The organism is Halopseudomonas sp., assembly GCF_038130085.1.
In the GTDB taxonomy this organism is placed as follows: domain Bacteria; phylum Pseudomonadota; class Gammaproteobacteria; order Pseudomonadales; family Pseudomonadaceae; genus Halopseudomonas.
Genome location: NZ_JAYPMU010000003.1, coordinates 1 through 12,849, shown reverse-complemented (window position 1 = coordinate 12,849; position 12,849 = coordinate 1). Strand labels below are relative to the sequence as shown.

At 61.3% G+C, this 12,849-nt stretch carries 16 protein-coding genes and 1 riboswitch; of the genes, 11 read left to right on the top strand and 5 right to left on the bottom strand.

Annotated features, from left to right (window positions below):
- Nucleotides 1-250 precede the first annotated feature (250 nt).
- Nucleotides 251-673, top strand: a complete 423-nt coding sequence (locus AAFM31_RS02985) for a DUF4399 domain-containing protein (RefSeq protein WP_341706418.1) — start codon at nucleotides 251-253, stop codon at nucleotides 671-673.
- A gap of 324 nt (nucleotides 674-997) precedes the next feature.
- Nucleotides 998-1,330 (top strand): hypothetical protein, encoded by a 333-nt coding sequence (locus tag AAFM31_RS02980; RefSeq protein ID WP_341706417.1) that lies wholly within the window; start codon nucleotides 998-1,000, stop codon nucleotides 1,328-1,330.
- Nucleotides 1,331-1,367: 37 nt separating this feature from the next.
- On the opposite strand, the gene AAFM31_RS02975 is transcribed toward AAFM31_RS02980, so the two are convergent.
- The gene (locus AAFM31_RS02975; protein WP_341706416.1) at nucleotides 1,368-2,027 is read right to left on the bottom strand and encodes a YoaK family protein; all 660 of its coding nucleotides are present in this window, start codon (nucleotides 2,025-2,027) and stop codon (nucleotides 1,368-1,370) included.
- A gap of 157 nt (nucleotides 2,028-2,184) precedes the next feature.
- Between AAFM31_RS02975 and AAFM31_RS02970 the strand changes: the two genes are divergently transcribed.
- Nucleotides 2,185-2,901 (top strand): YebC/PmpR family DNA-binding transcriptional regulator, encoded by a 717-nt coding sequence (locus AAFM31_RS02970; RefSeq protein ID WP_341706415.1) that lies wholly within the window; start codon nucleotides 2,185-2,187, stop codon nucleotides 2,899-2,901.
- Between the two features lie 37 nt (nucleotides 2,902-2,938).
- Here the strand turns inward: AAFM31_RS02970 and AAFM31_RS02965 are convergent, their stop codons facing one another.
- Together AAFM31_RS02965 and AAFM31_RS02960 are read right to left on the bottom strand one after the other, a co-directional pair.
- Nucleotides 2,939-3,517, bottom strand: coding sequence for a hypothetical protein (locus tag AAFM31_RS02965; RefSeq protein ID WP_341706414.1), 579 nt, complete (start codon nucleotides 3,515-3,517; stop codon nucleotides 2,939-2,941).
- Nucleotides 3,514-4,290: a helix-turn-helix transcriptional regulator gene (locus tag AAFM31_RS02960; protein WP_341706413.1), complete on the bottom strand. Its 777-nt coding sequence runs from the start codon at nucleotides 4,288-4,290 to the stop codon at nucleotides 3,514-3,516. The genes AAFM31_RS02965 and AAFM31_RS02960 overlap by 4 nt, the downstream gene beginning before the upstream one ends.
- A gap of 207 nt (nucleotides 4,291-4,497) precedes the next feature.
- Here AAFM31_RS02960 and AAFM31_RS02955 point away from each other — a divergent pair, with 207 nt between their 5' ends.
- The 6 genes from AAFM31_RS02955 to AAFM31_RS02930 all read left to right on the top strand — a co-directional run bounded on the left by AAFM31_RS02955 (nucleotide 4,498) and on the right by AAFM31_RS02930 (nucleotide 9,088).
- Nucleotides 4,498-4,767, top strand: coding sequence for a YiaA/YiaB family inner membrane protein (locus tag AAFM31_RS02955; RefSeq protein ID WP_341706412.1), 270 nt, complete (start codon nucleotides 4,498-4,500; stop codon nucleotides 4,765-4,767).
- A gap of 5 nt (nucleotides 4,768-4,772) precedes the next feature.
- Nucleotides 4,773-5,474 (top strand): PspA/IM30 family protein, encoded by a 702-nt coding sequence (locus AAFM31_RS02950; protein ID WP_341706411.1) that lies wholly within the window; start codon nucleotides 4,773-4,775, stop codon nucleotides 5,472-5,474.
- Between the two features lie 129 nt (nucleotides 5,475-5,603).
- Entirely contained in the window at nucleotides 5,604-6,500 is an 897-nt protein-coding gene (locus AAFM31_RS02945) for an MBL fold metallo-hydrolase (protein WP_341706410.1), read from the top strand.
- Between the two features lie 2 nt (nucleotides 6,501-6,502).
- Nucleotides 6,503-7,318, top strand: a complete 816-nt coding sequence (locus AAFM31_RS02940; protein ID WP_341706409.1) for a LysR family transcriptional regulator — start codon at nucleotides 6,503-6,505, stop codon at nucleotides 7,316-7,318.
- A 44-nt stretch (nucleotides 7,319-7,362) separates the two neighbouring features.
- A complete protein-coding gene (locus tag AAFM31_RS02935; RefSeq protein ID WP_341706408.1) occupies nucleotides 7,363-8,166 on the top strand; it encodes a CHAD domain-containing protein in 804 nt (267 codons plus the stop codon).
- Between the two features lie 22 nt (nucleotides 8,167-8,188).
- Nucleotides 8,189-9,088, top strand: a complete 900-nt coding sequence (locus AAFM31_RS02930; protein ID WP_341706407.1) for a neutral zinc metallopeptidase — start codon at nucleotides 8,189-8,191, stop codon at nucleotides 9,086-9,088.
- A gap of 5 nt (nucleotides 9,089-9,093) precedes the next feature.
- Here the strand turns inward: AAFM31_RS02930 and AAFM31_RS02925 are convergent, their stop codons facing one another.
- Nucleotides 9,094-9,972 (bottom strand): carboxylate/amino acid/amine transporter, encoded by an 879-nt coding sequence (locus AAFM31_RS02925; protein ID WP_341706406.1) that lies wholly within the window; start codon nucleotides 9,970-9,972, stop codon nucleotides 9,094-9,096.
- Nucleotides 9,973-10,204: 232 nt separating this feature from the next.
- Nucleotides 10,205-10,288: riboswitch (glycine riboswitch) on the top strand.
- 119 nt (nucleotides 10,289-10,407) lie between these two features.
- Here AAFM31_RS02925 and AAFM31_RS02920 point away from each other — a divergent pair.
- Nucleotides 10,408-11,025, top strand: coding sequence for a trimeric intracellular cation channel family protein (locus AAFM31_RS02920; RefSeq protein ID WP_371833005.1), 618 nt, complete (start codon nucleotides 10,408-10,410; stop codon nucleotides 11,023-11,025).
- Nucleotides 11,026-11,399: 374 nt separating this feature from the next.
- The gene (locus AAFM31_RS02915; RefSeq protein ID WP_341706405.1) at nucleotides 11,400-11,828 is read left to right on the top strand and encodes an organic hydroperoxide resistance protein; all 429 of its coding nucleotides are present in this window, start codon (nucleotides 11,400-11,402) and stop codon (nucleotides 11,826-11,828) included.
- 55 nt (nucleotides 11,829-11,883) lie between these two features.
- Here AAFM31_RS02915 and thrC read toward each other — a convergent pair.
- Nucleotides 11,884-12,849 (bottom strand): threonine synthase (thrC, locus tag AAFM31_RS02910; protein ID WP_341706404.1); only part of this gene is annotated, 966 nt, incomplete at its 5' end.

The window sequence follows — 12,849 nt, the reverse complement described above, 5'->3', positions numbered from 1 at the left end:
ATGTGTGAAGCGAAGCGCAGGCACGCTTGGCTGATTGAGTAAAACCGATACGCAGCTGGCTGCGCAGAAGCACCGGCGAAGTGGCAACGATCACTTCGCGGCAAGAACGTGTTTAACCACAGGGTAGGTAGGATCAACGTCAGACGCAAACTTCCGGGGTTTGCGGAACCCGGGCAACTGAGCACAGTCTAGACTGGGTTGCAGGGCGCTTAGTCCTGCCCTGCGCAACCCCAATCCCAGGAGGCAACACATGCAACGGATCTTCCCTACGCTCGCCGGCTTGCTGCTCGCCAGCGCCGCCACCCTGACCATGGCGGAGACAGCCGCGCCTGATGGCGCCAGCGTCTATTTCATCTCGCCAACTGATGGCGCAACCGTCAGCTCACCGGTCACCGTGCAGTTCGGGCTGAGCGGCATGGGTGTCGCCCCTGCCGGCGTCGAGCGTGCCGCAACCGGCCACCATCACCTGTTGGTAGACACCGAGCAACTGCCGCCAGCCGGGCAGCCAATTCCAGCCGATGACCATCATCGTCACTTCGGCGGAGGCCAAACCCAGACCACGCTGGAGCTGGCACCGGGCGAGCACACACTGCAACTGGTCGTGGGCGACCATCACCACATCCCGCTGTCGCCGTCAGTCACGTCCGAGCGCATCACCATTACGGTCGAATGATCTAATAAGAGCACCAGGCGCATTCCACGGCGCTCAGGTGCTCCAAAACCCAAGCCAGCCACGCTTCTTCTTCCCCACAAGTTCCCCACAAGCACCTCCTAATACCTAAATTTGGTACTTGCCAAAACCTGTTCAATCTCTATCCTCCAGAGCAGATGGCTGATTGATGGCCATCACCCCTGAAACGCGACTGTATCCGACTGCCTGAATCCTGCGGGCTGGGTAGGTTGCGGCGTTACCGGGTCAAGTCCTGAAAATAGAGCACGCTGTACGGCATTGCCGGTCAGCTGTGGCGCCTGGCTGGCGTCCCAATGGAGAGACAACATGATCAAAAAAGCACTGGCCCTGTTTGCCGTACTCTTCCTGTTCAGCGGCACCGCTGCTGCAGGGTTCGACGGCTATGTCGAAGTCACCAACAAAACCGGTTACGACATCTACTACCTGTATGTCAGCCATGCCAAATCCGACTCGTGGGAAGAAGATGTGTTGGATGACGACATCCTGCCCAATGGCCATACCGTTAGGGTCAACCTGCGTAACGCCAAGTCTGCAATCTTCGACATCCGCGCCAAGGACGAAGACGGCGATACCTACACCATCTGGGATCTGGACGTTTCTCGGCACGACGTCGTCTTCACCCTCGACGACATGGACTGAGATACAGCCAGGGGGCGGCCAGACCGCCCCCATGCTTTCAGACTCGCCGCAACACCCACACCTGATACAGCACCGCCAACACGACCGCCATCCCCGCCGGCAACAGCAGCGCCTTGAACTGCCAGAGCGCAAAACCGAAAGCGCCGATCGACCCGCCCAGAATAAAGCCCCCTATCAGCAGCAAGAACAGCGTCGCCTTGCGCCGATCTACCGGCACGCCACGCAGACGTGCGCCCAGCATCACCCCCAAGTCGGTAAAAATGCCGGAGACATGCGTCGTACGAACAATGGCCCCGCTGTAGGTGGTGACCATGGCGTTCTGTAAACCACAGGCGGCCGAGGCAAGGTAGTGGCCCGCCAGACTATTGGCTTGCAGCGCAAGCATCGCCAGCACCAGCAGCCCCGCCTCAACCAGCAGGGCAACGCCATAGCGGCGGCCGTGCTCCAGCGCACTGCTGCCGATAAACAGGCCGCTAAACGCTGCACCGAGCACAAAACTGAGCAACACCAGCAGCAGGTGCAGCAACTCAGTCGACTGCATATGGGTCAACCCAACCCCGAGCAGGGTCGAGGTTCCAGTCAGGTGCGACACCGCCTGATGGCTGAATCCCAACAGACCAACCGCGTTAACCACGCCGGCCATAAGTGCAAGCGTAAAGGCACCTGCTTCAATCCAGGATGGCAGTCTGGAAATCACGTTCCCCTCCCCCGGCAAAAAGCCCATCATACGCCCGATAGCGCTTGTTGAGCCGGCAGCACCTCAGTTCGTCAGCAGAGCACACCGCAAGCGTGGATATCCGCCGCCAACTGCGGGTAGAATCGCTGTTTTTCGAAATTCGACAGGACACTCGCACATGGGTCGCGCTTATCAGAACCGCAAGGAATCCATGGCCAAAACGGCCGACGCCAAAACCAAGCTCTACAGCAAGTACGCGCGGGAGATTTACGTTACCGCCAAGTCAGGCGGCGTCGACCCCGATGGTAACCTGGCGCTGCGTGGTCTGATTGATCGCGCCAAGAAAGACCAGGTTCCGGGCCACGTTATCGACAAAGCGATCGACAAGGCCAAGGGCGGCGGTGGCGAAGACTTCGCCAAGGCGCGTTATGAAGGCTTCGGCCCCGGTAACTGCATGGTTATCGTCGATTGCCTGACCGACAACCCGAACCGTACCTTTGCCGATGTGCGCAACTGCTTCACCAAGACCAAGAGCAAGATTGGTACCGAAGGCAGTGTCAGCCACATGTTCGATCACTGCGCGATTCTGGCGTTCAAGGGCGACGACGAGGAAGCCACGCTGGAAGCCTTGATGATGGCCGACGTCGACGTCACCGATATCGAGAACGAAGACGGCCTGATCACCGTATTCGCCCCGCACACCGAATACTTCAAAGCCAAGCAGGCGCTGATCGATACCTTCGGCGAGCTCGACTTCGAAGCCGACCTGATCCAATTCGTACCGCAGACCACCACCGAGATCAGCGGTGACGATATCGCCCTGTTCGAGAAGTTTACCGACATGCTGAACGACCTCGACGACGTGCAGAACATCTTCCACAACGCCGAGTTCTGATCTGGCGGCGGGCGCCTGCGGGCGCCCGTCAGCTGTCTTAGTTGCGCAGCATGGCTACCGCCAGAAACGCCGCCAACCCCAACAACGTAATCACCCCGCCCACCAAAGACGATGCCCGCTTGCCGGTGCCCTTGCGCTGAGCAACAAAGGCCTGCTCAACCTGCTCCAAGCTGAGCGGCTCGGCGCCTTCCAGCACCAGTACCTCGCGCGCACCCGCGCCAAACGCCAACTCCCGCAGCACCCGCAGTTCGACCTCCGTCAGGCCGCCTTCCAGGCCATCGCACTGCTGCATCACCACCCGCGGCGAACTCGGCATCAGTCGCGCTCCTCCAGCCTTTTTCAGCAGCCATTGCAGATACTTTTCTGCCAACGCGAAGTCGCCAATCAACACCCGCGGGTGATCGGTAAAACACATCCGACGCATCCCCTGCTCCAGTGCCATGGTTTGCGCCTCACGCCCGGCCGCGACGAACACGACCTTGCCTTGTTGCTCATGCAGTACCACCACGGGCGCCTCAATCAGCGTTTCACCGGAGCGCATATCGCGCAGTTCAACCCGATCACGCCACAACTGCAGCAGATACAAGCGGTCACCCAACCACTGCCGCAGACTCATGCCAGCACCTCCCGCGGGTGCCCCGGGTAGAACTTCAACGCATCCGGGCGCCGCAGGCGCTGGAACGCCGCTACTTCCCAGGGTCGGATCGCCATGATCATGCTGACGCCGAAGCGCTGCTCCAGCGGCAACACCAGGTCTTCCTGATGGCTGTGCCGAAACGCCTGAGCCAGGCGCTGCAACTTCTGGTGCATCTGCTCGGTGGATTGCGGCGAGAGCATGCCACTGAGGAACAGCCGCAGCTCGCCCGGCCGATTGAAGTGACACTGGAAAAAGTCGCTCTGCACTTGCTGCTCAAAGAAGCGCTGGATAGGACCATGCTGCTGCCAGCGAAAGTCATGACTGATCAACGGCTTGATGCGGTTGCCCGGCAACAGATCGATCAGCCCCATGCGATCGAGCCGCGCCAACCGACCTACCGCTTCCACCTCGCTAAGCTGGTAGGTCTCCAGTATCTGCGCCAGACTCCAGCGATTCAGCGCGCAGATCGCCACCAGCAGCAGGCGATCATCGCCAACCAGTTCCCGCTCCTGCTCGATACTCAGCGCATCAATGCGCTGCGCCTGATCCAGACGCCGCACCAGGTCAGTGATCTCCAGCCCCAGCAAGGCACAAATCTGGTCCAGGCGCTGCAGCGAAAACTGCCGCTCGGAGAACAGCCGCTTGACGCTCGCCTCCGACAACTCCACCGCTTCCGCTACCTGCTGGTAGGTAATTCCCTGTTCCTTCAACGCATTTTTCAACGCTGTGACAATCGCTGCCGTCTGGGCCATATGACAATACCTTTACCAAGCATGACCGGCAAAATGGCCGGCCGATCCACTAGAAAGTATTGCCATGTAATACCTTCAGCCACCCTCAGCGCAACCTTTTCGGTAACGCTGGCGTCGTCGAATGCACCGGCGCACAGTCCGCTCCAGACGCAGCCACAACCCCTGCGCCCGCGGCCAAGCCGCCACTCACGTTCTGGAGGCACCACCATGGATACCGAGATCAACAGTAACTCCGCAGGCTGGATCTTCTTCGTCAAGGCCTCGTTCGCCATTGCCCTGATTGCGACCGGTGTTGGCGTGATCTTTTCGCCCACCGACCTGCTGGTCAAAGGCTACATGTCGGTCTGCGCGCTGTTTCTGGTCAGCACCACCATCACCCTGTCGAAAACCATGCGGGACGAACACGAAGGCAAGCGCATCCACAATCGCCTGTCTGAAGCCCGCGCCCAGCAACTGCTGAAAGAATATACGGAGTAACCGTCATGACACTCTGGAGAAAGGTAGGCACCCTGTTCCGCGCCAGCGCCCATGAGCCACTTGAGCAGTTGGTCGACGCCAACGCCCTGCGCATCATGGAGCAGGAATTGCGCGACACCGAGAACGCCATGCTGCTGGCCAAGCGCGAGCTGGCCGGGCTGATGGCAACGATCAAGCAGCTGCAGCGCAGCAACGAGCAACTCAGCGCCGATCTGGCCCTGCGCGAAGAACAGGCCAGGCAGGCCCTGGAGCGCGATGAGGCCGGGCTGGCCTACGAGCTGGCCGAATGGATCGCCGCGCAGGAGAACCAGTTGCAGCTGCAGCGCCAGCAGGCAGAGCAGCTGCAGCGTCAGGAAGCCACACTGCGCGAACAACTGCGCCGCGCCGCCCAGATGCACCAGCAATACCGCCGCGAACTGCAACTGGCCCGGGCCAACCGCAGCGCCGAGCGCCTGCTGGGTAACCTTGGGCAGCAAACCAGAGGCTTGCAGGCCCACATGGGCGACCTGGCCAGCTCGCTCGAGCGGATTCGCCAGCGCCAGGACAACGCCAGCGACGTTGGCGCCGCCTTGCAGCAATTGCAGGATGAAGACGACGGCAGCGCTCTGGACCACCGTCTGCAACGCGCCGGCATTGCCACCGGTAAGGCCGATGCCAACAGTGTGCTGGCCAGGCTCCGAGGCAACAGCGACAGCGCTGACGAGTAAAACGCTGCAACAAGGGCGGCACAAGCCGCCCTTGTCATAATTTTTTTATTCCATAACTAACAATAAAGAATATTTAACCTATTCTTCATCGGATGCCACAGTGGGTTCTCACCCAATCGGAGCCATCCCATGAAGCGACTTGCCCTCATTGCTGCCCCCGCTCTGCTTGCCTGCAGCAGCCTGCTGTTCGCCGCCCCCGCTGTCGACAGCCTGCGCCTGTCCGTCATCCCTACCGCCGTCTCCAGTGGCGCAGCCGAAGCGATGGTCGTCAGCGGCGGGCGTTGGACCTTTCAGCGGCACCTCGTCCACGCCGCGGTGCTGATCGAACATCCCCAAGGCCGCTTTCTGTTCGACACCGGGCTGGGGCGCCAGACCGCCGATGCGTTTGCCCAGAACAACTGGATCAATCGCAAGCTACTGGCCTACGAGCAGTTGAATCCGGCACGCGATCAGCTGGAAGCGGCCGGTTACCTGGCCAGCGACATAGACTTCATTCTGCCCAGCCACCTGCACTGGGACCATCTGGGCGGGCTGCCGGACTTTCCCGGCGTCCCCGTCAAGGTGTTGCCCGGAGCACTGGAGGAAGCGCGCGACCACGGCGAGCCACCGGCATTTTTGGCCGAGCAGTTGCAGGGCGAACGCGAATGGCAGCAGGTCGAGCTAGGGGCCTCGCCCTATCAGGGCTTTGAACGCAGCCTGGATCTGTTTGGCGACGGTCAGCTGATTCTGGTCGATCTCAGCGGCCACACCGCCGGACAGGTGGGGCTATTCGTCAATCTGCCATCCGGCAAGCGGCTGTTTCTGATCGGCGACACCAGCTGGACAGAACGCGGAGTTGAACAAAACAAACCTCGACCAGTGTTCGTGCAGTGGATCTCCCACGTCGACAGCAACCGTGAACGCAACAGCGAACAACTCAACCGCGTGCACGAGCTGCATCAGCGCGACCCGGAGCTGCTGATCATTCCGGCTCACGACGAGTTCGTCGCTGCCGGGCTGGCCCAGTTTCCGGCCTTTGAGGAATAACGATGGATCTGCGCAGCCTGCGCTACTTCTGCGCCGCCGCCGAAGCCGGCAGCCTCACCGCTGCCGCAGAGCGCTGCCACGTCGCTCAGCCTTCCATTTCCAACGCGGTCGCCCAGCTGGAGCAGGAGTTTTCCCTGCGGTTGTTCAGTCGCAGCAAGAAAGGCGTCACCCTCACGCCCGAAGGCGAGGCCTTCTATCAGGAGGCCGCACGCCTGCTCGGCAACGCTGGCGAGATGGTGCAGCGCTTCAAGCGCATCGAGCGCCCCACGCTGTCGGTCGGCATCAACGCCAGCCTGGCCAGCCGCGACAGCGGTTACCTGCTGCAGTTGACCGCAGGCCGTCTCGAAGATTACCGGCTGCAGGTTCGCGCGCAACCTGCGCAGGCGCCAGACCTCTGGCTGCTGAGTGAACGGCAGGTGCCGGAGGGTTACCACTTTGTCGCCCTGCTTGAGCAGGAATACCGCCTGCTGCTGCCGCGCGGCTGGTCACTGAGTCAGCCACTGGCGTTAGAGCAGGCAACCCACTACCCATGGATCGACCGGCTTGACTGCGAGCTGCGCAACGCCTTTCTCGAGCGGCTTCCAGAGTTGGCAGACCGGGCCAGCGTGCAAGTCGATACCGAAGACCTGGCCCTGAGTCTGGTGCAACACCGCCAGGGCGCAACCGTGATGGCTGTTAGCGACGACATCGACCTTCTGGCACCGACCATCGACAGCCATTCGCTGCGCGGACTAGTCCCCGAGCCCCTGCGTCATCGTCAGTTAGGGCTGGCCTGCCGGGTCGAGCTAAAGGACAGCATCCTCACCGCGTTCGGCTAGGACCAGCCCTTTTCGCCCCCGCGGCGCTGGCCTACACTCGACTGATGGCCCTCACACCCGATGCCGATCCACTCTATCAAGCCGCCCGTCACCGCGTGCGTGGTGCCCTGCTGCCTATCGCCAACGGAGCAGCGCCAGATGCGGACGCCATTCACCAGTTGCGTATCTGCTGCAAAAGACTGCGCGCACTGTTGCAGCTCTATCGCCCCTACGCTGGCAGCCGCCGATTGCGCCGGCTGGACCAGCAGCTCAGGCAGATCGCCAAAGCATTGGCTGGCAGCCGTGATCTGCACGTTCAGCAGCAACTGATCAAGCAGCTCTCTCAAGACCTGGATACACCACTCAGCACTGCGCTCAACAGCCAATTACTGCAGGCGACAAACACGCGCCCTGTCAGCGCTGCCGACAGCGAGCACCTGATTGCCGCCTTCGCCAGGGTGCTCTCCGACTGGCCGCACTCTGCCACTGGTGCAACGGATCACTGGCAAGCGGGCTTGCTGCGCACCTTCAAGCGCGCACGCAACCTTGCCCGCCGCGCCTGCAGCAGCGACCAAGACGCGCTATACCACCGCTGCCGCAAGTGGTCCAAGTACTACCTTTACCAGCTCGAACAACTGCACGATGCCAGACTGCCCGCCAGCAACCAGATGAAACAGCTGGCACGGCTGGGAGAACGCCTCGGCGAGCTACAGGACCTGTGCCATCTGGAACTGCAGTTGCACTGCCTGCCAGCGACCGCGGATGCCGCTGCTCTGGCTGATCAACTGGAACAACGCAAACATCGGTGTAAACGCCGTATCATCCGGCTATTCGCCCGCGTATATGGCCGCAAGGCCCTGCGCAGATAACACCCGAACAGAGGACTGACTGATGGATTGGCGAGGCAGACGGCAAAGCAGCAACATCGAAGACCGCAGAGGTGGCAGCGTTTCGAGCGCCGGTGCCGGTGGTGCATTGCTGCTGCGTTTTATTCCCATGCTCATCGGCACCCGCGGCGGGCGCTGGATTCTCGCTATCGGCGCGGTCGTCATCATCGGCGGCAAGATGCTCGGCATCGATCTACTGCCCTTGCTGCTCGGCGGCGGCCAGCCCGTCACCCAGCAGAGCGAGCGCCCGCTTTCCCCGGCAGAGCAAGAACTTACCGAGTTCGTCAGTGTGGTCCTTGCCGACACCGAGACAACCTGGCACCAGCTATTCCAGAGCATCGGCAGACAGTATCAGGAGCCCACCCTGGTGCTGTTCTCCAACCGGGTGCAGTCGGCCTGCGGCACCGCCAGCTCCGCCGTTGGCCCGTTCTACTGCCCGGGTGATCAACAGGTCTACTTGGATTTGTCTTTCTTTAACGACATGAAGCAGCAGTTCGGCGCGCCCGGCGACTTCGCTCAGGCCTACGTGATTGCCCATGAAGTGGGTCACCATGTGCAAACCTTGCTGGGTATCAGCCAGAAAGTACGTCAGGCGGGAGCGGGCCGCAGCCAGGCCGAAGTGAATGCCCTGTCAGTCCGCCAGGAGCTGCAGGCTGACTGTTTTGCCGGCCTCTGGGGCCACGCCGCGAACCGCGAACGGCAACTGCTCGACCCGGACGACCTGGACGAAGCGCTGACCGCCGCCAGTGCCATCGGCGATGACCGTCTGCAGCGCCAGGCCGGTCAGGATGTCGTTCCGGACAGCTTTACCCACGGCACCTCGGCGCAGCGAGTAAAGTGGTTCAAACGCGGCTTCGACAGCGGCGACATCAAGGCCTGCGATACCTTCGCCGGGCCGATCTGAGCCTCTCAGGACTGCGCTGGACGCGCGCCGAACCAGCGCGACCAGCGCGCATTGACCCAGAGTGACGCGCCGATCACCGCGGAGCCCGCCGCCAGTCGCAGCAGGTCCGCGTCGTGATTCCAGATCAGCAGATTGACCAGCAAACCCGCCGGCACCAGAGCGTTGTTCATGATCCCCAACGTGCCGGCATCCACCTGCGCAGCACCGCGATTCCAGAACAGAAAGCCCAATCCAGAGGCGGCCAGCCCAAGCCAGGCCAACACCGACCACTGCAGGGGGGTGTGCGGTAAGCGTTCCGGGTTACCCAGCAGCAGCCATGCTGGCAGCATCACCATCAGCGCACCAATAAAAAACAGACCAAAGCCGCGCCACTGCTGGGTCGACGTCAGCCCGTAATGACGCACCAGATGCGCGTAGCCCACCTGCCCCGCGGCAAAGGTGAAGTTGGCCAGCTGCAGAATCAGAAAGCCGCGGATAAAACTGTCGCTCAGGCCGTCGTAGCGCATGATCCCCGCGCCGACCACCGCAATCGCGGCCGCCACCAGCGGGCCTAGACTGAACCGCCGGTTCAACAGGTCATCAATCAGCGCAACGTGCAGCGGCGTAAAAATGGTGAACAGCAACACCTCGGGCACCGAGATGTACTCGAAGGACTGATAAAGGCAGATGTAGGTGACGCCAAACTGCAAGGCACCCACCACCAGTAGCCCCGGCACCACCGGGCGGGGCAGCAGGCGGATGCGCAACAGCGGCAGAAACAGCAATCCAGCCAGCATGGCGCGGGTCAGCACGGCAAAATAGCTGTCGACCTGCCCTGCCAGATACTCCCCGATCAGACTGAAAGACACAGCCCATAACAGCGTTACCGCAACAAGATAGGGCATTCGGACTCCTAGGGTCTCTCCCCGTTTCACTCACCCGCGTGCCCTGAGCCATTCCGATTGCGCCAATCAAAGACGGGGCAGCGGGACGGCAAGGGAAACTGGCGCGGCGGCGGGAGTATAACCCGAGAGCCGCCGCCCGGTGCTCCCCTACACAACCGGCGCAACCGGTTAAGCGACAATCGATCAGAATCAGCCAACGACACAACACCTGCAGCCATTACAGAGGTACAATCGCCACCCCGCAGGAGAGAGGGCTCAGCCCCGCCGAAGGCGCAAACTCCCATAAACGCTCAGGCACAAGCACTGTGGACACGATTAACGCCATCTGGAGAGAGGCTGCATGGCAGCCCACCGAAGGGGCAAGCAGGGTATGACCCTGTAAACTCTCAGGTATCAAGGACAGGGGGAGAGGCTACGCAAACGCAGGAGAACTGTGTGCTTACCTCTGTCTATATGATTGCCATTACCGCCGAAGCCATGTCCGGAGCACTTGCCGCGGGCAGACGCAACATGGACTTCTTCGGTGTCGCCGTCATCGCCTTTTTAACCGCCCTGGGCGGTGGTACCGTTCGGGACATTCTGCTCGGCAACTTCCCGATCACCTGGACCCAACATCCGCTTTACATCTACATCACCATTACCGGCGGCCTAGCAACCATCGTGCTGGCGCGCTTTATGCGCCACCTCCACCAGCTTTTCCTGGTACTGGATGCCATCGGCCTTGTCGCCTTCACCGTCATTGGCTGCAATGTCGCGCTCAGGCTGGGCTACGACACGATTGTGGTGGTTATGGCCGGCATCATCACCGGCATTTTCGGTGGCATTATCCGCGACATCATGTGCAACCGAATGCCCCAGGTGTTGCGCCACGAACTCTACGCCAGCGTCTCTCTGGTTGTTGCGCTGCTCTATCTCGCCCTGCTGCATCAGGGTGCAAGCGAAAGCGTCACCCTACTGGCCGCCTTCAGCGTGGGCTTGCTGCTGAGAATGGCGGCGATTCGCTGGAAACTGTCGCTACCGGTATTCAGCTATTCCAAATCCCAGTGGGACTGATTCGCCACCACCTGCGTCCGGCCGCGGTAACACGTATGCGCCGTTGACCGGCCCGATTAGACACACAACAACAGCGCCCGTCGGCGCTGTTGTTGTGTGCAGCTTCGCCTCGCACGGCTTGCTCGCATGATTCGCGCCAGCAGCGCTAAGATCGCTGACAAGCTGCCTCCCCCTGTCCGACTGAAATGCACCGCCCACAACAAGGCTGCCGACACTGGAGAAGGCACCCCTTGGCCAATGCCGGCACGGGGCTTCGCGTACCAAACGACCACCGCTCATCGCCTGAATCACAAAATAGATTGTGCACAACTTAATAAGCACTCATAGTTAGCAACTGGATTGTGTGCAGCTTAATTTTAAGCAGGAGAGTCAATATGAGCATCGAAAACGTTGTGTACCGCGCCTATGCAGAAGCCACCGGCGGCCGTGACGGTCGCGCCATCTCCTCCGACGGTGTACTGGATATTGAATTGACCACACCGAAGGAACTGGGCGGCGCAGGCGGCCAGGGCACCAACCCCGAACAGCTGTTTGCAGCAGGCTACTCAGCTTGCTTCATTGGCGCGATGAAGTTCGTCGCCGGTCGCGACAAACTGCCGATGCCGGCTGACACGTCGGTTGAAGGCGTAGTCGGTATTGGTCAGATTCCCCAAGGCTTCGGCATTGAAGTCGAGCTGCGGGTCAGCCTGCCGGGTATGCCAGCAGAACAGGCCGAGCAACTGATCGAGCGCGCCCACCAGGTCTGCCCCTACTCCAACGCGACCCGCGGCAATATTGATGTGACCCTGACCCGGGTCGAGTAACACTCACAAACAACAACGGCGCCCAAGGGCGCCGTTGTTGTTTCAGCAGGCTCGCTTAAAGCGGCTTGCCACGATTACCGTGAGCGGCAACAAAGGCCTGCACGTCAGCCAGGCTGTTCGGCAGCACGGTCATACGCTCTTCGCGCTCAAACAGATCGCTCAGATGCGCAGGCAGATGCAGCGCTTCACCAACGCCAGCCTGACGGACTGCATCCGGGAACTTGACCGGGTGAGCGGTACCCAGCGTGATCATCGGCACCGACAGCGAGCGGCGGCACTCGCGGGCCGCACGCACGCCAATGGCGGTGTGCGGGTCCAGCACTTCGCCACATTGCTCAAACACCTCGGCGATGGTCACGCAGGTGCCTTCGTCGTCAACGGCCAGCGAGTCGAACAGCTTGCGCGCCTCGGTCCAGCGGTCGTCTTCGACAGACAGCTTGCCGCTGACCTTGAAGTCGTCCATCAGCTCGGCCACCAGGGCACCGTTACGGCCGTGCAGATCGAACAGCAGTCGCTCGAAGTTGGACGACACCATGATGTCCATCGACGGCGACAGCGACGGGTGCAGGGTGTCCTTGTCGTACTGGTTGCCACTCATGAAGCGGTGCAGGATGTCGTTGCGGTTGGTAGCCACGATCAGTTGGCTGATCGGCAAGCCCATGTTGCGCGCCAGGTAACCGGCGAAGATGTCGCCGAAGTTGCCGGTGGGTACCGAGAACGCCATGGAGCGCGCCGGGCCGCCGAGCTGCAGGGCCGCGTGGAAGTAGTAGACGATCTGGGCCATGATGCGCGCCCAGTTGATCGAGTTGACCGCAACCAGACGGGTGCCCTTGAGGAAGCCCTGATCGGCGAAGCTGGCCTTGACCATCTCCTGACAGTCGTCGAAGTTACCTTCGATGGCGATGTTATGGATGTTCTCGCCGAGGATGCTGGTCATCTGGCGACGCTGCACTTCGGACACCCGGTTGTGCGGGTGCATGATGAAGATATCGACGTTCTCGCAGGCCTTGCAGCCTTCGAT